This window comes from Cupriavidus sp. KK10, assembly GCF_018223725.1.
GTDB lineage: Bacteria > Pseudomonadota > Gammaproteobacteria > Burkholderiales > Burkholderiaceae > Cupriavidus > Cupriavidus necator.
This window is the reverse complement of sequence record NZ_CP073677.1, coordinates 4042535-4062569: the sequence shown is the minus strand read 5'-3', so window position 1 is coordinate 4062569 and position 20035 is coordinate 4042535. Positions and strand designations below refer to the sequence as shown.

Here is a 20035-nt window from a genome sequence, read left to right as displayed (position 1 = left end):
GAAGCGGCAGGCCGCTATTCGTCAGCAGGGATTATCGAAGCGGGACAGCCTTCCCATTCATGGGAAAAGGCGGGGGAATTGGGTGTTGTTTGGGAAATCAGGGGCCTGGTGGCGTTAACGGCGCCTGATTGGGAGGACTTTAGGCGTGGATGGGGAGGCGGGCATCGGGAGATGCCCGCGCGAACTACGTCAGGCCGGTCCCCTCACAAAACCAGAGCCATGATAGTCAGTCCGTGCCGTACTTCGGCGACCGCGGCCCATACAGGATGCCGCCAGGCGTACCCGCCGAGAGCAGTTGCTGGCTCGTCCTGCCGGCCACCCCATAGGCGGCATCCGACACGCTGCTGATCGCGTGCGCAATGGCCGTCCCGATCAGCGCTCCGATCAACCCACCGCCAGCGTTACCCGACTGATTGTTGGCAGCCGACGCCTGTCCGGTCCAGAGCGTCTTGCCCGTCCTCAGGTCCAGGAGCTTCGCTTCGGCGGCGACAACGGTTGTGCTGCTGACGACCTGGAACTTCGAACCATAGTCGGTCACGGTGATGTACAGCGCGGTGTCCGCGCCGAAGATTTCGCGCAGCTTCGCGGGCGCCACCGCGTGGATGTCGCCCGGTATCGTCAGCCCGTTCTGGCGAAAGGTCTCGTCAACCAGCGCGACCGGCAGCACGTAGTAGCCGGATTCCGCCAGCGGCTGTGTGGCCTGCGACAGCATGGCGTAAGTGGCCTTCACGTCCGGCGAGTTGTTCAGCGGCGGCAGCACCACAATCGAGCGGGGGTGGCTTTCCTTGAAGGCGGCGTAATCCACGTTCTTCGTCGGCGCGGCACAGCCGGCTGCCAGCATGGCGACGCCCAGCAGCATCAGGACGCGATGGAACAGCTTGCTCATTTCTTCTCTCCCTTGCGTTTGACGTTCTTCAGCAGGAAGTCCACATAGGCTCCCGACTCGGGAAACAGCGCCTTCTCGGTCTGGAATTCGCGGACCATTTCGTCATCCTTGCCGATATCGACATACAGCATGCCGAGGTGCGCGTGGTAGCCGGGCGGCGGGGTATTGCCGGCCGCCATGATTTTCTGCAGGTCGCGCTCCAGCACCTCGATCTGGGCTTGCTTCGGTTCGCCCTTGAAGTACTGGTAGACCTGCGGCTGGTAGCCTTCCCACTGATACAGGGGCTTGGCGGGAGCCGCGCAGCCTGTCAACAATGCGCTTGCGACCAGGGCAGGCACCGCCAGGCGCTGCGGCTGGAACAATGTCTTCACGATTTGTCCTTGACTGGGTTTTTGGAATCAGGGGGTGACGGGCTTCCAGGCGCCGCTTTCGATGCCGCTGACCAGATTGGTCACGGCTTCGCGCATGGCGAGGTCGAGCACCTTCCCGTTGAGCGTCGAGTCATAGCTGGACGTGCCGCCAAAGCCGACTACCTCCCGGCTCGACAGCGAGTACTCGCCCGCGCCCTGGGCGGTGAACACGACTTCCGAGGTCGCAATATTGACCACGTTGAGCGCGACCTTGGCATACGCCACCTGCGACTTGCCGCGGCCCAGGATGCCGAACAGTTGCTGGTCGCCGGTTTCCTTGCGGCCGAACTCGGTCACGTCGCCGGTGATCACGTAGTCGGCCCCCTTCAAGCGCTGAGCCTGGCTCTTGATGGCTGCCTCGCGCTTGATCTCGTCCATGTTGTCGCGGTCGAGCACATTGAAGCGGTTGGTCTGTTGCAGGTGCGTGATCAGCACGGTCTTGGCCTGGCCGCCCAGCCGGTCGACGCCGTCGGAGAACACGCCGCGCATGTAGCTCGAACGGTTGTCGAATTTACCGACCGAAATCGGCGTGCGGACGCCGGCGTAGGGACGGCTGGCGCTCTCGACCTTCTGCACCGGCAGCGCCGTGGACGATTCGGTGGCACAGCCGCCGAGCATGGCGAGTAGCCCGGCCGCGGCGACCAGGGATATGGCCGTCACTTTGTTCATGCGATCTTCTCCTTCAGTTGGGTCAACACTACATTCATGCTCTGGCACAGCAGCAAGTCGATACTCCGCCCCGTTCGGGCGGGTGACCGGGCAGCCGGGCGTCACCTCGCTGGTCAGTCTTCGACGGCGCGGGAGCGCAGACGATTCGGCGGCGCCCGCCAGAGGAGGCCAAGGCTAGCCACTGTACCCAGCCCAGTCTGGCGTCGGGATCGGAGGATTCCGAATCGGGTGGCGGACATTTCCGCAGTTCGTCGGGGCAATGTGGCAGCCAGTCCGAGCATGACCTAGGCCGTCGCGCACCCGCAATCCGGCGCCGCAAAGGGCTTCAGCCTAGCGCACGCGAGAAGCTCCACCTACACGCCATCACAATCGTTCACATTCCTTGGGCGCCCAGGGCGCCGGCCCGACAGGAGGTGGAGGTTGACGGCAGCGCCCCGCTGAGGGCGGGGCGCCGATAAACGAAATGCCTTGCCGCGAGGCACGCGCCTGCCCTCACGCCCTGCCCCTATCCCGCAAGCGGGAGAGGGGAGCAAACCGGCGGGAGAGCTCAGCTCACCAGGCTCTCAGAACCCCAGACTGGCCAACAGATCATCCACCTGCGCCTGGTCCGAAACCACGTCCGGCTTGCCCTCCGGACTGATCTGCGGCCCGTTCAGCAGCGTGGCGGCCGGCGCTTCCACGCGGCGCTCGGACGGCACGTTGTCGATCAGCACCTGCAGCAGCTCCTGCTCCAGCGCGCGGATCATGTCCATCATCTTCTTGATGACCTGGCCGGTCAGGTCCTGGAAGTCCTGCGCCATCATGATGTCGAGCAGATGGCTGTTGGTGGCGCGGGCCTGGGCGGGCACCTCGGACAGGAAGGCGCGGGTGTCTAGCACCAGCGAACGGGCGTCGGCCAGCTCCACCGGCTGCTCGAACCAGGCGTCCCAGCGCTTGTCCAGGGTTTCGGCCTGCTGCTCGATACCGGACTGGATCGGCTGCGCCAGCTCGACCGCGTTGAGCGTGCGCTCGGCGGCCTGCTCGGTCATGGCGGCGATGTAGTTCAGCCGGTCGCGCGCATCGGGGATGGCCTGCGCGGCGCGTTCGATCTCCTTGTCCAGGCCGAGCTCGCGCATATTGTCGCGCAGCATCCGCGTCAGGTTGCCGATGCGCAGGATCAGTTGCTCGGCGGAATCATTGCTCAGGGTCGGGGTCATGGAAACGCGCCTCCGCCTCAGCCGCCGAGCTTCTCGAAGATCTTGGTGATCTTCTCGTCCAACGTGGCGGCCGTGAACGGCTTGACCACGTAGCCGTTGGCACCGGCCTGGGCCGCGGCGATGATGTTCTCTTTCTTGGCTTCGGCGGTCACCATCAGCACCGGGATCTTGCCGATATTGGCGTCGGCGCGGATCGCCTGCAGCATGGTCAGGCCGTCCATATTGGGCATGTTCCAGTCCGAGATCACGAACTGAAAGCTGCCATCCTTGGCCTTCTCCAGGCCGGCGGCGCCGTCCTCGGCTTCCTCGACGTTGACGAAACCCAGCTCTTTGAGCAGGTTGCGGATGATCCGGCGCATGGTCGGGAAATCATCCACGACCAGGATCTTGATGCTCTTGTCCACTTTGAGGGCTCCAGAAAATACAGTGTTGGCTTGTTGCCAGGACGAGCGCTGCGCGCCGGCATGCGCGCCCCGCTCGGCCCGATTTCGTTTACACCCGCTGCGCGCGCGTGCCGTATGTGGCCAGGCGTGCCATCACGCGCTGGGTCATCGCCGGCAAGGGCACGACTTCATGCACGCCGCCGGTGGCGATCGCCTCCTTCGGCATGCCAAACACAATGCATGTGTGCTCGTCCTGGGCCAGGTTGTAGGCACCGGCCTCGCGCATGCGCAGCATGCCGCGCGCGCCGTCCTTGCCCATGCCGGTCAGGATCACGCCGATCACGTTCTTGCCGCCATGCTGCGCGGCCGAATCGAACAGCACGTCGACCGACGGGCGGTGGCGGTTGACCGGCGCTTCCTGCGACAGGTGCGCGACATAGTTGGCGCCGCTGCGCGCGAGCAGCAGGTGCGAATCGCCCGGCGCGATGTACGCATGGCCGGGCAGCACGCGCTCGCCGTGCACGGCTTCCTTGACCGTGATGCGGCACAGGCCATCCAGCCGCTGCGCGAACGAGCGCGTGAAGCCGGCCGGCATATGCTGGACGATCATCACCGCGGGGCTGTCGGGCGGCAGCGGCATCAGGAATTCCTTGATGGCCTCGGTGCCGCCGGTGGAGGCGCCCAGGATGATCAGCTTTTCGGTCGACAGCAGCGGGCTGCGCAGCATCGGTACGGGCTCGGCGCCGGCCGCTGTCGGCGCGGCTGGCTGCGCGGCCGCGCGCACGCGGGCGCGCGACGCGGCGCGCAGCTTGTCGGCGATGGTGTGGGTGTATTCCAGCAGCCCGTCGCGGATGCCCAGCTTGGGCTTGGTGACAAAGTCCACCGCGCCCAGCTCCAGCGCGCGCATGGTGATCTCGGAACCGCGCTCGGTCAGCGACGACACCATCAGCACCGGCATCGGCCGCAGCCGCATCAGGCGCTCCAGGAAGTCCAGGCCGTCCATGCGCGGCATTTCGACGTCCAACGTCAGCACATCCGGGTTCAGGCGCTTGATCAGGTCGCGCGCCACCAGCGGGTCGGGCGCGGTGCCGACCACTTCCATGTCGGGCTGGCTGTTGATGATCTCCGTCATCAGGCTGCGGATCAGCGCGGAATCGTCCACGCAGAGCACCTTGATCTTGGCGGCAGTCATGATTGATCGTGCTTGGTTTGGTTTCAGGGAAGCTGGCGCGCAAAGGACTGCCGCGCAAACAGTTCAGGCGATTGCGCCGGCGCCCGGGCCGAGGTGGCAATGGCGCGGGCCAGGGCGCGCTCGTCGCGCGCCACCGAAACCTGGTCGTCCTGCCGCGTCAGGCGGCGTACCAGCGCCAGCCCGCCGACCGGGAAGTAGCTGACACGGCGCGCATGCGGGCCGCGCAGGTCCTGCGCCGCAACGCGGATCTCCTCGGTCTTCAGGTAGCGCAGCACGAAGTCCGCGTTGCGGTCGCCGATATTCAGCGTGGTCATATTGGCCAGCACCGCCCCGCCGCCGAAGACCTTGGCCTCCAGCCGCTCGCGGCGCGCGCCCATCTTGAGCAGTTCGTTGATCAGCACTTCCAGCGCATAGCTGCCGTAGCGCATCGACGCCGACAGCATGCGGTCGGCGCTGCCGTCGTCATCGGGCAGCATGAAGTGGTTCATGCCGCCCACGCCGGCGCTCTCGTCGCGGATGCAGGCCGCCACGCACGAGCCCAGCACGGTGGTCAGCACCACGTCCTCGCGGGTCACGTAGTACTCGTTGGGCAACAGCTTGATGGCCTGCTTGCCGAACTCGCGGTCGAAATATGTGCGCGTGGCAAGGGCTTCGGGCAGATGGGGCGTGCGCATCACGGCCTTCCCGCCCTGGCCGCATCCGGCGCCAGTTCATAAACGGTCTGCCCGCGCAGCTGGAAGGCGCGCGTGACATAAGAGAAGTTCTCCGAGTGGCCGGCAAAGAGCAGCCCGTGCGGCTTGAGCAGCGGCACGAAGCGCTCCAGGATGCGTCCCTGGGTCGGCTTGTCGAAGTAGATCATCACGTTGCGGCAGAAGATGGCGTCGAACTGCTCGCGCATGCCCCAGTCGGGCGCGAGCAGGTTCAGCGGCTCGAACGCGATGGTGGCGGCCAGCTCCGGCTTGACCTTGACCGAACCGGTGCGCGGCCCGGTGCCCTTCAGGAAGAAGCGCTTGAGCCGTTCCGGCGACAGCCGCGCGACCTGCTCCGCGGAATACACGCCGCCGCGGGCCTTGGCCAGCACCTGGGTGTCGATGTCAGTGGCCAGCACCGTGCCGGCACGGTCGCCCAGCGCTTCGGCCAGCGTGATGGCGATCGAGTACGGCTCCTCGCCGGTGGACGCGGCCGAGCACCAGACGCTGTAGGGGCGCCCGGTCTTCTTGGCATGCTCGGCCAGCAGCGGGAAGTGATGGGCCTCGCGGAAGAACGAGGTCAAGTTGGTGGTCAGCGCATTGGTGAAGAACTCCCACTCCGACGAGCGGTCGTCCGCGTCCAGCAGCGCCAGGTACGAGGCGAAGTCCGACAGCTGCAGCGCGCGCAGCCGGCGCACCAGCCGGCTGTAGACCATCTCGCGCTTATGGCTGCCCAGCGAGATGCCCGCGCGCCGGTGGATCAGCGCGCGGATTTTCTCGAAGTCGCGTTCGGTCAGCAGGAAGTCGCGTGCATCGTCGCGCCGCAGGATGGCGCCCGGCGCAAGGACCGACCCGGTCTGGCCGGGAACGCTGGCGGCGGTGCGGAACGGCGTCATGGGATGTGCTTCAGTGGTGCGTGCGCTGGGTCAGGCCAGCTCGGCCTCGACCAGCGCCATCTCCGCGCTGGTCATCAGGCGTTCGATATCGATCAGCACCAGCATGCGGCCGTCGATGGTGCCCAGCCCGGTCAGGTGCTCGGTTGAGATCGACACGCCGAACTCCGGCGCGGGCTTGATCGCATCGCCCGTCAGCGTCAGCACGTCGGACACGCCATCCACCACGATGCCGACCACGCGGCCGGCCACGTTCAGGATGATGACCACGGTCTGGTGGTCGTAGCGCACGTTGCCCAGGCGGAACTTCAGGCGCAGGTCGACGATCGGCACGATCACGCCGCGCAGGTTGGTCACGCCCTTGATGAAGTCCGGCGCGCTGGAGATGCGGGTCACGGTCTCGTAGCTGCGGATCTCCTGCACCTTGAGGATGTCGATGCCGTATTCCTCCGACCCCAGCGTGAAGACCAGGAACTCCTGGCCCGAAGCGTCGCTTCCGGGGGTATCGATGTGTCCGATGCCGGCCATGATGTCTCGTTCTCCTGTGTTTGGACGATGGGTGTTGGCCGCTTATTGCGCCAGCGCCGGTTCCTGCCGGCGCACGCCGGTGCGCTGCAGCGCGCCGACATCGACGATCAGCGCCACGCTGCCGTCGCCAAGGATGGTCGCCGCCGAGATGCATGGCACCTTGCGGTAGTTGGTTTCCAGGTTCTTCAGCACCACCTGGTGCTGGCCGATCAGCTGGTCCACCAGCAGCGCAAAGCGCTTCCCCTCGGCCTGCAGGATCACAGCGATGCCCTGCGTGGGTTCCTGCAGCGCGCCGGCCACGTTGAACACGCGGTGCATTTCCAGCAGCGGCAGGTATTCGCCGCGCACGTGCATGACGCGATCGGAGTTGGCGGCGGTGTGGACATCCTCGGCCTTGGGCTGCAGCGACTCCATCACGCAGTTCAGCGGCAGGATGAAGGTCTCTTCGCCCACCTTGACCGACATGCCGTCCAGGATCGCCAGCGTCAGCGGCAGCACGATGCGGATGGTGGTGCCCAGGCCCGGGCGCGAGCTGATCTGGACGTGGCCGCCCATCTCCTGGATATTGCGCTTGACCACGTCCATGCCAACGCCGCGGCCGGACACGTCGGTGACGACTTCGGCGGTGGAAAAGCCCGGCGCGAAGATCAGCTGCCAGACCTCTTCATCGGTGATGGCCTCGGACACCGGCAGGCCGTTCTGGATGGCCTTGGCCAGGATGCGCTCGCGGTTCAGGCCGCCGCCGTCGTCGCTGACTTCAATGACGATATTGCCGCCATGGTGCTGCGCGGACAGGATCAGCTGGCCGGTCGCGTCCTTGCCGGCGGCCACGCGCTTGTCAGGGGTTTCGATGCCGTGGTCCAGGCTGTTGCGCACCAGGTGCGTGAGCGGATCGATGATGCGTTCGATCAGGCTCTTGTCCAGTTCGGTGGCCTTGCCGAAGGTGACCAGGTCGATCTGCTTGCCAAGCTTGCTGGCCAGGTCGCGCACCAGCCGCGGGAAGCGCGAGAACACGTAGTCCATCGGCATCATGCGGATCGACATCACCGCTTCCTGCAGGTCGCGCGCGTTGCGCTCGAGCTGGCCCATGCCGGAGAACAGGCGGTCGAACAGCACCGGGTCCAGCGCAGAGGCGGTCTGCGCCAGCATCGACTGCGTGATCACCAGCTCGCCCACCAGGTTGATGATCTGGTCGACCTTTTCGGTCGGCACGCGGATCGAGCCTTCGCCGTGCGCGGCGCTCGCCTGCGGCTTGGCCTTCTCGCGCGCGGCGGCGGGCGCTGCCGCCGCTGCTACGGGGGCCGCCGCGACCGGGACGGGCGCCGGGACCGGCGCCTCGACCACCGCTGGGGCGGCGGCAGGTGCCTCGGCTTCGGCTTCGATCACGATCTGGTCCAGATCGATCACGAAGCAGCACACCGCGATGATGTCGTCGGCGCTGCACTGGGTGTTGAGCCACACCACCAGTTCGCCATTCACCTCCTGCTGGCCGGTGATCTCGCCCAGGTTGGCCAGTTCCTCGCGCAGCAGCGCCTGGTCAGAGGCGGAAACCCGGATCAGGCGGATCTTGAGCCCGCCGCCCGTGGCAGCGGCAGCGGGGGTCATTGCGGCAACAGGAGCGGGCGCCGGGGCCGGGGCGGCAGTTGCGCCGGCATCGCCAGCGGCTTCCTGCGCCAGCTGTTGCAGCACGGCGCAGATGCGCGCCAGCGTTTCCGGATCGGGTTCGGTGCCGTTGCGGTAGGCGTTGAGCTGGTCTTGCAACACGTCCTTGGTTTCCAGAAAGGTGTCGATGATGGTCCTGGTCAACGCCAGTTCCTGCCGGCGCGTGCGGTCCAGCAGGTTCTCGAAAATATGGGTGGTCTCGGTCAGCGCCGCGAAGCCGAAGGTGGCGGCCCCGCCCTTGATGGAGTGCGCCGCCCGGAAGATCGCGTTCAAATGCTCGGGATCGGGCGACTCAATGTCCAGGCCGAGCAGCAGCTGCTCCATTTCGACGAGCAGTTCTTCCGCTTCCTCGAAGAAGGTCTGGTAAAACTGTGTGATATCGATATCGACAGACATGGCGTCCTGAGTCACTTGGTTACTGCACTGGCGCTGCCGCAGCGGCTGCGCGTCATGGCTTGCTGCCCGTGGGCGCAGGCGCGGGCGCGGAGGCCGCTGCCAGCCCCGCCTGCATCTCCTGCACAGCCTTGCCGGCCTGCGCCGCCACCGAGACCTCTGCGGCGCTGGCGTTCTCGGCCTCGAAGCGCGCCTGGGCCTTGTGGTTGAGCACCACGATGCTGATGCGCCGGTTCACCGGCGCCAGCAGGTCTTCCTTGTCCAGCGGCATGGTTGCGGCCAGGCCCAGCACGCGCAGCACCTTGCCCTCCTGCATGCCGCCGGCGATCAGCTCGCGGCGCGAAGCGTTGGCGCGGTCGCCCGACAGCTCCCAGTTGCTGTAGGTGCGCTCGCCGTTGGAATAGTTGGCCGCATCGGTATGGCCCGACAGGCTGACCTTGTTGGGCAGCTCGTTCAGCACCGGCCCGATCTCGCGCAGGATGGTGCGCATATAGGTCTCGACCGTGGCGCTGCCGGTGCGGAACATGGGCCGGTTCTGCGTATCCAGGATCTGGATGCGCAGCCCCTCGCTGGTGATGTCCAGCAGCAGCTGCGGCCGGAACTGGCGCAGCACTGGGTTGTTCTCAATGATCTGCTCAAGGCGCTGCTTGAGCGCGCGCAGGCGCTGCGCTTCCTGCTGCTCGTTGCGCCGCTGCTCGTCGCTGGGTTCGTTGGTGCGCGCGCGCATGGTGTCGCCGTCCTTGCGCAGCGCGTCCTGGCCGCCGCCCGGGATCACGCTGGGCGTCTGGCTGCTCCTCTCGCCGCCGACGACGGCCACCTTGAGCGGCATGCGGAAGTACTCGGCAATGCCTTCCAGCGTCTTCTTGTTGGCGCTGGAGAGCAGCCACAGCACCAGGAACAGCGCCATCATCGCGGTCATGAAGTCGGCGTAGGCGATCTTCCAGCTGTGGTTGCCATGCGGTTTGGCGTGCGATTTCGCCCGGCGGACGATGATCGGACGCATATCGTGTGCGCTGCTCATGACGGTGCCCCTTGCTGCTTGCGTGCCTTAATTCAGGCTCTTGACTTCACGCACGTGGTCGTCGAGCTCAAGGAACGACGGCCGCACCGTGGAGTACAGCACCTTGCGGCCGAATTCCACCGCCACCAGCGGCGCGTAGCCGTTGAGCGAGGCCAGCAGCACCACCTTGATGCATTCGTAGACCTTGACGTTCTCGGACACCTGCAGCTCGATGCGCGCGGCCAGCGGCGAGACAAAGCCATAGGCCAGCAGGATGCCCAGGAAGGTGCCGACCATGGCGTGCGCGATCAGCGCGCCCAACTCGGCCGGCGGCAGGTCGGCCGAACCCAGCGCATGCACCACGCCCATCACCGCGGCAACGATGCCGAAGGCGGGCAGCGCGTCGCCGACGCGCGACAGCGCATGGGCGGGGATCTCGGCCTCGTGGCGGAAGGTCTCGATCTCGTGGTCCATCAGGGCCTCGATCTCGAAGGCATTCATGTTGCCGTTGACCATCATGCGCAGGTAGTCGGTGAGGAATTCCATCACCACCGGATCCGACAGGATGCGCGGGTACTGGCTGAAGACGCTGCTGGCGGCGGGGTCCGCGATTTCCTTTTCCAGGAACAGGATGCCCTCGCGCCGTGCCTTGGACAGCAGCACGTACAGCAGCGACATGACGTCCAGGTACAGCTCTTTCTTGTACTTGGAACTCTTGAACAGACCCGGCAGCGCCCTGGCGGTGGCCTTGATGGCCTTTGCTGTATTGGTGGCGATAAAGGCACCGAAGGCGGCGCCCCCGATGATTACAAATTCCGCCGGTTGATATAGCGCGCCCATGTGGCCGCCGGTCATGGCGTAACCGCCAAGCACCGCCACAACCACGACGACATAGCCAAGAACTACTAGCACGATCGGATCCCCGTCTAAAAACGCGCGTCAGCCACGCTCATTTGCCCGTTGCACGGGCGCACGGAGAGAATCCGTCCGCCAGCGCAGCAAGCTTGCCAGCCGGCGGACCTTGACCAGGATCAGGTGTTGGTCTGCACGGCGGCGGCGTCTTTCGAGAGCTTCTTCACTTTCCCTGCGCGTGACGGCGGACGGCACAGGCTGCACACAAAGTTCGCGTGCGGCTCATACGCGTGCGTGACAAACTGCCCGCCGCAACACGTGCACCGGGACAGCTGCAGCATGTTGCTCTCGAAGAACCGTACTAACGTCCAGGCACGCGTGAAACTTAAGACAATTTCGCCGCCGAGCAGCGAAACATGCTCAAGGTACAGGCGGTAGGCAGCCACCACCGCGCGAATGCCTACGGTCTCGCCCTCCTGCACCATGAACTGGTAGGCAGAGAAGAACAGCGAGGAATGGATATTCGGCAGCCAGGTGGTGAACCAGTCCGTCGAGAAGGGAAGCATGCCCTTGGGGGGCGAGACGCCGCGCAGCTCCTTGTACAGGCGGATGAGCCGGTCACGCGACAGCGTGGTCTCGGCTTCAAGCACCTGCAGGCGCGCACCCAAGCCGATCAGCTCGATCGCAAGCTGGGTCTGGTTGGCATCCTGGAGCACGCTCTTGCGGCTGGGAACGGAGGTGGCCGTGTAACTCCGGGTCGGCTCGGCCTGCAGGAGCGCGGTCAATTGAGCGACTCCACAGGCTGGCGTGCAAGCAGGATCGCGGCGTGGATCTGCTGCATGTCATGGCTCTTGGCCGTGTGGGTGAGAGTGGACAGAAGCGCATGGTCGTCGAAGCGGAACCTGCACAGCACCATGTTGGATGCCGCCAGCTTGACGAGTTGCGCGGAAGTCAGCTTGGCAAGAATATCCGCGATTTCCTTGCTGACCCCGAGCCGGAACATGGCTTCGACCTGGTTTTCGCGCACCAGGCGTTGCGCGAGCAGCAGATAGGCGAGATTAACCTCCCTGATCTCCTGGAGAACTTCACTGCTTTCCAATTTATCCCCGCTACCAAAAACCCGCCGTGGCCGCTTGTCCGGCGCTTACCGATGCCCTCGCGGGCCCGGCGACCAGATCGTTTGTATGCGGCTGGGCGGGTACAACGTACGACTAAGGAACTACGCCCGTGTCCAACTGTAATCAACTCCGTTACAAGTGTTACAGAGTGTAAGCAAGACTGTTACGTTTATATCGGCAATCCACCCGCAATGCCAATCCCTACTTACGCGGGGGGGGAACCAAATGTCGCATGAAACATACATGAGCGCGCACATTTTGTAACATGTCACATCTCTGACACTTGATCTGGCGCAAGCCAGTCTCGCAAACGTCATATCTGCAAACGCGCGACCAGCGCCCTCGGTAGCCTGCTGGAATCCTCTATTGACGAGTGCCGCCTATTGCGCTTAGCACGCAAGCACTGTCCGTCATCCCAGTACGAGATTCGTGGCCGGATGCAGCGCGCCGGATGCCAACCGCGCCCTCAGTGCCCAAACATGCGCCGCAGCCACGCCGCCAGCCGGGCGAACACATCGTCGGGCGCTTCGCGGAACAGCGCCGGGCGCATGCGCTCCACCTGCTCCAGCACGCGCGAGGCTTCTTCCGGCCGCACCGAGCCGTATTCCAGGGCCAGGCCCAGCATGCCGCGCAGCTCGCCCACGCGGGCGCGGCCCGCGGCTTCGCGGTCTTCGGTCTGCAGCGCGTACATCAGGTCATAGGCGCGCTGGCGCAGGCTTTCGGCCAGGCGCCATGCGGGCGTGCGCATGCGCTCTTCCAGCACGCGCACGTCTTCGGCCGAAGCCGCCACCTGCGTGGCGAGCGCCTCGGTGAAGGCCGCATCGGCGCCGCATTCCGACAGCACCTGCGCGGCCCATTCGCGCGCATGCGCCAGGCGCTGGTCCGGCGTCCAGTCGGGCTGCACTGCCAGCCCGAAGCCAAAGCGCTGGGCATCGCGCATCAGCGCCGCCAGCGCATTGGGCAACTGCTTGTCGAACACGCGGCGTGCCCAGCCGTATTCACCGCCGGACAGCAGCCGCGAGACCGCGCGCTCGGTGAGCGGGCCGTCATGCTGCAGCAGCCGCGCGCGCAGGAATTCCTGGAAATCGGGCGGCAGGAACTCGCGGTCCAGGCCGGTCGAGACCCCGACGAACTGCTCGAATTCCTTGCGCAGCCGGGCCGCATCGTCATGCGGCAGGGCCAGGTTGATCTCGGTCGTCATAGCCTTGCCATCCGGGCCGCCGCGCGGCCCGTTGCCAGTGGGGATCAGAACGCGCTCCAGTCGCCGTTGTCGGCTGCTGCCAGCGCGGGGCGCGCGGTCCTGCCTGCCACCAGCCGCGCCGGCTGCGCGGCGACAGCATCAGCCGCCTCGGGTGCGGCGGCATGGTCCGCCGCAGGCACAGCGGCGGCCTTCGTGCTGGCAGGCAGGGCCTTGGCGACCCGCTTGCCGGCAGGGATGGCACGCACCGCGCCGGCGGCACGAGACGCCCTGGCCGGCAGCGCCGTCGCCGCAGGCAGGGGCTGGGCCGCGAACGAACCCGCGCGGGCATCCTCAGCCGCCAGGCGGAACGTCGCCACGGCCGCCTGCAGCCGGCTGGCCTGCTCTTCCAGCGCGCCGGCAGCGGCGGCAGCTTCTTCCACCAGTGCCGCGTTCTGCTGCGTGCCCTGGTCCATCTGCGCCACGGCCTGGTTGACCTGCTCGATGCCCGCGCTCTGCTCCGCCGATGCCGCGCTGATCTCGCCCATGATGTCGGTCACGCGCTTGACCGCCTGCACGATCTCGTCCATGGTCTTGCCAGCCTGGCCCACCAGCGCCGAGCCGTTATCCACGCGCTCCACCGTATCGCCGATCAGCCCCTTGATCTCCTTGGCCGCGTTGGCGCTGCGCTGCGCCAGGCTGCGCACCTCGCCCGCCACCACCGCGAAGCCGCGGCCCTGCTCGCCGGCGCGCGCCGCTTCCACCGCCGCATTCAGCGCCAGGATGTTGGTCTGGAAGGCGATGCCTTCGATCACGCCGATGATGTCGACGATCTTCTTCGACGCATCGTTGATCTCGTCCATGGTCTGCACCACCCGGCCCACCACTTCGCCGCCGCGCAGCGCCGTCTCCGACGCATTCGCCGCCAGCCCGCTGGCCTGGCGCGCGTTGTCCGCGTTCTGGCGCACCGTGCTGGTCAGTTCTTCCATGCTCGACGCCGTTTGCTCCAGCGCTGCCGCCTGCTGCTCGGTGCGCTGCGACAGGTCGTTGTTGCCCGCGGCAATTTCACGCGAGGCGCTGCCGATGGATTCCGCCGACACCTTGAAATCGCGCACCATGCGCGACAGCTGCTGCTGCATCTGCTGCATCGCATAGACCAGGCTGCTCTTGTCGCCTGCGCGCGTGGTCACCGGCGAGGAGAAGTCGCCTTCGGCAATGCGCGCGGCAATCGCGGCCGCATAGGCCGGCTCGCCGCCAAGCTGGCGCGACAGCGCCCGCGCCAGCAGCACGCCCAGCAGCACCGAAAGAGCCAGGCCGCCCAGCACCAGGCCCAGCATCCACAGGCGGGAGGCGTTGTAGACGCTGCGCGCTTCTTCCATGTTGTTGCGGGCGCGGTCGTCGCGGCGCTTGACCATCTGGAACATCACCGCTTCCAGCGCATGGCTGTCCTTGAGCAGGTCGGCGCTCTCGGAGAACACCTGGCTTTCAAATTGCGAGGTATCCAGCGGCTGCTTGCTGACCAGTTCGACGTACTTCTCCATGCGTGCGCGGAAAGCCGGCGACAGCTCCTGGTACTGCTTGACCAGTGCCTTGCCCTCAGGCTTGTCGAAAACGCCCGCGACCTGGCGGATGCGTTCGTCCATCGCGCCGAGCGACTTCACGATCTGCTCCTTCTCGGCCGAACGCTCGCCCATGGTCGATGCCGACAGCAGCGCGATCTGCGCACGGCTGGCATAGACCAGGTTGATATTGGCGTCCTGCACAGCCTTCAGCGCCTGCAGGTCGCCGTTGTAGATCTTGCCGGTCCAGTCGGCCATGCGCCCCATGTTGACCACACCCAGCAGCCCCATCACGGCGCCGATCACGGCAACGACCAGAAATCCGGCAACCAGCCTGGTCGTGACGCGCAGTTGATTGAACCAATGCATAGCAACTCCCCCTTGTAACTGAAGCCTCGGGCGCGGCGTGCCGCACCCTTTTTGTACGCATGCAGGTCGGTGTTCCCGCGCCTGCCTCGTCTTTGATTCGGACTGGCCTGGTTCCGTGGACTAGGCCTGTGCCAGTGACTGGGCCGCGTCGGCACGCGCATGGGCCGGCAGGCGCTGCGGACGCACCTCGGCCTGCATGCTGACGCGGAACGTGGCAATGGCGTCGCGCAAGCGCATGGCTTGCTCTTCGAGCGAGCCCGCGGCGGCGGCAGCTTCTTCCACCAGCGCCGCGTTCTGCTGCGTGCCCTCGTCCATCTGCGCCACGGCCTGGTTGACCTGCTCGATGCCCGCGCTCTGCTCGGCCGACGCCGCGCTGATCTCGCCCATGATGTCGGTCACGCGCTCGACCGCCTGCACAATCTCGTCCATGGTCTTGCCCGCCTGGCCCACCAGCGCCGAGCCGTTGTCCACGCGCTCCACCGTATCGCCTATCAGCCCCTTGATCTCCTTGGCCGCGTTGGCGCTGCGCTGCGCCAGGCTGCGCACCTCGCCCGCCACCACCGCGAAGCCCCGGCCCTGCTCGCCGGCGCGCGCCGCTTCCACCGCCGCGTTCAGCGCCAGGATGTTGGTCTGGAAGGCGATGCCTTCGATCACGCCGATGATGTCGACGATCTTCTTCGACGCATCGTTGATCTCGTCCATGGTCTGCACCACCCGGCCCACCACTTCTCCGCCGCGCAGCGCCGTCTCCGACGCGTTCGCCGCCAGCCCGCTGGCCTGGCGCGCGTTGTCCGCGTTCTGGCGCACCGTGCTGGTCAGCTCTTCCATGCTCGACGCCGTCTGCTCCAGCGCCGCCGCCTGCTGCTCGGTGCGTTGCGACAGGTCGTTGTTGCCCGCGGCCACCTGGCGCGTTGCCGTGGAGATGCTGGCCATGCCCTCCTGGATCTCATGCACCACCGACTGCAGGCTGCGCTGCATGGTCTGCATGGCCTGCGCCAGTGCGCCGATCTCATCCGCGCTGCGGTGCTCGAAGCGGGTGGTCAGGTCACCCGCGCCCATGCGCAGCGCAAAGTCCAGCATGTGGCGCACCGGACGGTGCACGCGCGCCAGCAGCATGGTGCCGGCCGCGAACGACGACGCCAGCGCCAGCGCAAAGCCGCCCCACAGCCACGGGCGCACCGCGGCCACGCCTGCGCCGCCCAGGGCTTCCACCGCAACCAGTGCGGCCAGGAACCACACCATGCCGCCGGCCTGCGCCCACAGGATGCGGCGCTTCAGGTTCAGGCGCAGCAGGCCCTGCACCAGGCCGCGCAGCCCGGTGCGCACCACGGCGCCGTGGCGGATCGCCAGCCCCTCCGCGCGGCCGGCGCGCAAGCGTGCGTAGGCGGCGCCGGCGGCTTCCACCTGCTCGCGCGTCGCCATCGACCGCACCGAGGTGTAGCCGACCACGCTGCCATCGACGCGCGTGGGCGTCACGGTGGCGTTGACCCAGTAGAAGTCGCCGTTCTTGCGGCGGTTCTTGACCACGCCCATCCAGGTGCGGCCGGCCTGCAGGTCCTGCCACAGGTCGGCAAACGCTTCGGGCGGCATGTCGGGATGGCGCACCAGGTTGTGCGCCGCACCGAGCAGCTCTTCGGCCGCAAAGCCGCTCGCCTCGATAAAGGTGCGGTTGGCAAAGGTGATCCGGCCCTTGAGGTCCGTGCGCGAGATCAGGTAGTCCGATGGGGAGAGCTTGTATTCGCGCTGCGTAACGGGTTGGTTGTTTCGCATCTATGACAATACTGCAGGCCCGGGCGCGGCAATGTGCTGCACCCTGGGCGGGTTCCGTCCGGCAGGCGGGTGCCGGCCGGACAACGTTGGCGCTGCCGCGGGATCAGGCCACCGCGTCGAGCGCGGCGAGTTCTTCGGTGTTGAGCAGCTTCTCGATGTCGACCAGGATCAGCATGCGTTGCTCGACCGAGCCCAGCCCGCGGATGTAGTCGGTCGCCAGTTCGCCGGAGAAATGCGGCGTGGGCTTGATCTGCTCGGCGGCAAGGGTCAGCACGTCGGACACGCCATCCACCACGATGCCGGTGGTGCGGTCGTTGAGGTCGACGATGATGACGACCGTGTACTGGTCGTAGCTGACGTTCTGCTGGCGGAACTTGATGCGCAGGTCGATGATCGGCACGATGATGCCGCGCAGGTTGATCACGCCCTTGATGTAGTCCGGTGCGTTGGCAATCTGGGTGACCGACTCGTAGCCGCGGATCTCCTGGACCTTCAGGATGTCGACGCCGTATTCTTCCCGGCCCAGCGTGAAGGCCAGGAACTCCTCGCCCGCGCCGTCTGCCTTGTCGATGTGCTTCATCGTCTAGCCCCCCAAAATTGGCTCATGCTGGTTTGCTGGCGCTGCTGCGGCCAAGGCCGCTGGCTGGCACCGGGGCATGACTTCGCCCACCAGTGTTTACGGCAGCAATCCGGCTGACTGAAGGGCGACGCCCGGCTTCCCTTACCCTTCCGAGGTAGGGGGCGCGGTGGACAGCAGCGCCGTCACGGCCTGCATCAGCTGGTCAGGATCGAAGGGCTTGGGCAGGAAACCCGAGGCGCCGGCGGCGCGGGCCTGCTCGCGGATGCTGCCGTCCTGCTCGGTGGTCAGCATCAGGATGGGAATGCACGCATAGCGCTCAGTGGCGCGCAGGCTGCGGATCAGCGTGAGGCCATCCATGCCGGGCATGACCTGGTCGGTGACCAGCATGCCGAAGCTGGCGCCGGCTGCGAGCGCATGTGCCTGATCGCCGTCAGCCGCCTCGGTCACGTCAAACCCTCCTGCGCGCAGGCAGGCGCCAATCATGCGGCGTAGAGAAGGAGAATCGTCGACGACGAGGATGCTGGGCGATGACATGGGCGCCTCCGGTTTGCAGGACTCGATTGATCCGCCAGGATGGACACACGGGCAGCGCAGCCGGCGACGGACGGGCCGGCGCAGGGCTGCGCCGCAAACGCTGGCAGCCTGCCAGACCGGTTATCGGCCGCGTTGCGGGCGAACTTTAGCCGTCAGGCGCCGCCGCCCTGCTCGCGCAAGGCATCGGCAAAACCGGCAGCATCCAGCGGCAGCGACAGCAGGTAACCCTGCACCTCGTCGCACCCCATCTCATTGAGGATTTCCAACTGCGATGCCGATTCAACGCCCTCGGCCACCACCTTCATGCGCAGTTCGTGCGCCAGCGCCACCATCGAGCCGACGATGGCGCGGCCCTGCGCATCGGTGTCGAGCCCGCCGATCAGCGTGCGGTCGATCTTGAGCGTGCCCACGCGCAGGCGTTTGAGATAGCCCAGGCTGGAATAGCCACTGCCAAAATCGTCCAGCGCCACCTGGATGCCGAGCGACTGCAGCTCAGCCAGCGTTTCCAGTGACTTGCCGATATCCTTCATCGCCGCGGTCTCGGTGATCTCCAGCGTGATCGCCGAGGGCGGGATGTCGTGCTGGTGGATCTGCTCGAGCAGGTATTGCGGGAAATTTCGGCTGGCAAAGCGCAGCCCCGAGACATTGATCGCCACCGGCACGGTGGGCACGCCGGCGTCCCGCCACTGGCGCACCTGGCGGCAGACGCTGGTCAGGACCCAGTCGTCGAGCTTGTCGATCTGGCCCGACTGCTCGGCCACGGTGATGAACTCGGCCGGGCTCACCTGGCCCAGCGCGGGATGGCGCCATCGGCATAGCGCTTCCGCCCCCACCAGCGTGCGCCGGCGCGCATCGTACTTGGGCTGGAACTGCAGCGACAGTGCGTCGTCCTGGATCGCCAGCCACAGGTCGCGCCGGATCACGCGGGTGCGGCGCGCGCGTTCGCCGGCGGCGCTGTTGAACAGGCGCACCTGGTTCGAGCCGCTCTGGCGGGCCTCGGCCAGGCTGACGCGCGCGGCCTGCATCAGCGCCTCTGAGGTCTGCGCATCGCGCGGATAGATGGCAATGCCGATGTTCACGCCGATCTGCATCTGCAAGCCGCGCGCGGCGATGAACTCGGCCAGCGAGCCGAGCATGCGCGAGCCCAGTTCCTGCGCGCGGCCATGGTGGACCAGCTCGGGCACGCCCACGGCAAACTCGTCGCGCGCCAGCCGGGCCAGGAAGTCGTGCGGCTCCAGCACCGCCTGCGCCAGCGCGCCGGCGTCCTGGGCCAGGATATCGTCGGCGCGGATCTCGAAGACCTCGTCGACCTCGCGGTAGTCGGCAATATGGATCAGCAACACGGCGCAGCCGGTCTCGGCCAGCCGCGCCTGCGCGATCGCCTGGTCCAGCCAGCGGCCGAAGGCGACGCGGTCAGGCATCGTCGTTGCCACGCTGTACTCGCCCACCGTGCCCTGCCCGCGCGCGGCGGCACGCACGGTAAGACGGCCGGGGCGGCCGGGAATGCGCGCGCCGCGCCGCGCCAGCCGGGGCTCGTGCCCGCGCGGCAGGCCATGCGCCTCGTCCGCCAGTTCATCGGCCAGGCCGGCTTCGTGGTGCGCCGGCAGCAAGCCACGCGACTGCGCGCGGTGGACGGCGAACATCAGCGCGCACAGCGCGGTCAGTCCGCCCGCCAGCCAGGCGGGGTGCGGCAGGCCGGCGGCATCGATGCAGGCGCGCGCCGAGGCCGAGCCCGCGCCACAGGCGCGGCCCAGGTGCGTGCCAGCCGCCGCCACCAGCCCGGCGCCAGCGACGACCGCCATGATCGCCGCACCACGCCACAGCCGCGTACCCTGGCGCAGCCACTGCACCAGCAGCTTGGCAGCCGCGGTGGCGGCCGCGGCGGCAGCGAAGCTGGCCGCCATCTGCGCCGTGTCGTTGGCCGCCGGCACGCTGCCCGACAGCATCACCACCAGCACGGGCACGCTTACGCTCAGCTGCGACAACAGTGCCGCCGACCAGGTCAGCGTGCGCAGCGAGCGGCCACCGGCTGACTGGTCCGCACGCCCGGCACGAACGCCAAGGGCGGCGGCCACGCCCAGCAGGGCAGCCAGCAGCAACAGGACGGAACTCAGGGCAATCATTGGGCTGCGCGATGATGAAGAGAATGCGCGAAGAAGGTCAGGACGCGGGGCA

The 20035-nt window shown here is 66.9% G+C and carries 20 protein-coding genes; all 20 read right to left on the bottom strand.

The genetic code is table 11. From position 1 onward, the window contains the following. Window positions 1-226 precede the first annotated feature (226 nt). Window positions 227-886: a DUF799 domain-containing protein gene (locus KB879_RS18975; protein ID WP_211979571.1), complete on the bottom strand. Its 660-nt coding sequence runs from the start codon at window positions 884-886 to the stop codon at window positions 227-229. Beyond that, entirely contained in the window at window positions 883-1257 is a 375-nt protein-coding gene (locus KB879_RS18970) for a DUF4810 domain-containing protein (protein ID WP_211979570.1), read from the bottom strand. The genes KB879_RS18975 and KB879_RS18970 overlap by 4 nt, the downstream gene beginning before the upstream one ends. A 27-nt stretch (window positions 1258-1284) precedes the next feature. Beyond that, complete coding sequence (locus KB879_RS18965) at window positions 1285-1965, bottom strand: CsgG/HfaB family protein (protein WP_211979569.1); 681 nt, start codon at window positions 1963-1965, stop codon at window positions 1285-1287. Between the two features lie 563 nt (window positions 1966-2528). Continuing rightward, window positions 2529-3161: a protein phosphatase CheZ gene (gene cheZ / locus KB879_RS18960; RefSeq protein WP_013951944.1), complete on the bottom strand. Its 633-nt coding sequence runs from the start codon at window positions 3159-3161 to the stop codon at window positions 2529-2531. Between the two features lie 17 nt (window positions 3162-3178). Further along, the gene (gene cheY, locus KB879_RS18955) at window positions 3179-3565 is read right to left on the bottom strand and encodes a chemotaxis response regulator CheY (RefSeq protein ID WP_011616433.1); all 387 of its coding nucleotides are present in this window, start codon (window positions 3563-3565) and stop codon (window positions 3179-3181) included. A gap of 88 nt (window positions 3566-3653) precedes the next feature. Next, the gene (locus KB879_RS18950; protein WP_013951943.1) at window positions 3654-4736 is read right to left on the bottom strand and encodes a chemotaxis response regulator protein-glutamate methylesterase; all 1083 of its coding nucleotides are present in this window, start codon (window positions 4734-4736) and stop codon (window positions 3654-3656) included. A 23-nt stretch (window positions 4737-4759) separates the two neighbouring features. Beyond that, the gene (gene cheD / locus KB879_RS18945) at window positions 4760-5410 is read right to left on the bottom strand and encodes a chemoreceptor glutamine deamidase CheD (RefSeq protein WP_013951942.1); all 651 of its coding nucleotides are present in this window, start codon (window positions 5408-5410) and stop codon (window positions 4760-4762) included. Next, window positions 5410-6321 (bottom strand): CheR family methyltransferase, encoded by a 912-nt coding sequence (locus KB879_RS18940; protein ID WP_013951941.1) that lies wholly within the window; start codon window positions 6319-6321, stop codon window positions 5410-5412. The genes cheD and KB879_RS18940 overlap by 1 nt, the downstream gene beginning before the upstream one ends. A 30-nt stretch (window positions 6322-6351) precedes the next feature. Next, window positions 6352-6846, bottom strand: a complete 495-nt coding sequence (locus KB879_RS18935) for a chemotaxis protein CheW (protein WP_010812708.1) — start codon at window positions 6844-6846, stop codon at window positions 6352-6354. Between the two features lie 42 nt (window positions 6847-6888). Beyond that, window positions 6889-8904 carry a chemotaxis protein CheA gene (gene cheA / locus KB879_RS18930; protein ID WP_013951940.1) on the bottom strand — a complete coding sequence of 672 codons (2016 nt, stop codon included), beginning with the start codon at window positions 8902-8904 and terminating at the stop codon, window positions 6889-6891. Window positions 8905-8956: 52 nt separating this feature from the next. Then, complete coding sequence (gene motB, locus KB879_RS18925; RefSeq protein WP_211979568.1) at window positions 8957-9922, bottom strand: flagellar motor protein MotB; 966 nt, start codon at window positions 9920-9922, stop codon at window positions 8957-8959. 27 nt (window positions 9923-9949) lie between these two features. Then, window positions 9950-10813 carry a flagellar motor stator protein MotA gene (gene motA / locus KB879_RS18920; protein WP_013951938.1) on the bottom strand — a complete coding sequence of 288 codons (864 nt, stop codon included), beginning with the start codon at window positions 10811-10813 and terminating at the stop codon, window positions 9950-9952. 119 nt (window positions 10814-10932) lie between these two features. Then, a complete protein-coding gene (flhC, locus tag KB879_RS18915) occupies window positions 10933-11538 on the bottom strand; it encodes a flagellar transcriptional regulator FlhC (protein WP_013951937.1) in 606 nt (201 codons plus the stop codon). Continuing rightward, complete coding sequence (flhD, locus tag KB879_RS18910; RefSeq protein WP_010812713.1) at window positions 11535-11852, bottom strand: flagellar transcriptional regulator FlhD; 318 nt, start codon at window positions 11850-11852, stop codon at window positions 11535-11537. Before flhD ends, flhC begins: the two co-directional genes overlap by 4 nt. Window positions 11853-12337: 485 nt before the next feature. After that, window positions 12338-13072 (bottom strand): DUF4088 domain-containing protein, encoded by a 735-nt coding sequence (locus KB879_RS18905; protein WP_211979567.1) that lies wholly within the window; start codon window positions 13070-13072, stop codon window positions 12338-12340. Window positions 13073-13116: 44 nt separating this feature from the next. Then, window positions 13117-14976, bottom strand: a complete 1860-nt coding sequence (locus tag KB879_RS18900) for a methyl-accepting chemotaxis protein (RefSeq protein WP_211979566.1) — start codon at window positions 14974-14976, stop codon at window positions 13117-13119. A gap of 120 nt (window positions 14977-15096) precedes the next feature. Beyond that, window positions 15097-16746 (bottom strand): methyl-accepting chemotaxis protein, encoded by a 1650-nt coding sequence (locus KB879_RS18895; RefSeq protein ID WP_153954574.1) that lies wholly within the window; start codon window positions 16744-16746, stop codon window positions 15097-15099. A 103-nt stretch (window positions 16747-16849) separates the two neighbouring features. Further along, window positions 16850-17326, bottom strand: a complete 477-nt coding sequence (locus KB879_RS18890) for a chemotaxis protein CheW (RefSeq protein ID WP_013951933.1) — start codon at window positions 17324-17326, stop codon at window positions 16850-16852. Between the two features lie 141 nt (window positions 17327-17467). Then, entirely contained in the window at window positions 17468-17860 is a 393-nt protein-coding gene (locus KB879_RS18885; protein WP_013951932.1) for a response regulator, read from the bottom strand. A 152-nt stretch (window positions 17861-18012) separates the two neighbouring features. Then, a complete protein-coding gene (locus KB879_RS18880; RefSeq protein ID WP_013951931.1) occupies window positions 18013-19983 on the bottom strand; it encodes a bifunctional diguanylate cyclase/phosphodiesterase in 1971 nt (656 codons plus the stop codon). Window positions 19984-20035: the final 52 nt, after the last annotated feature.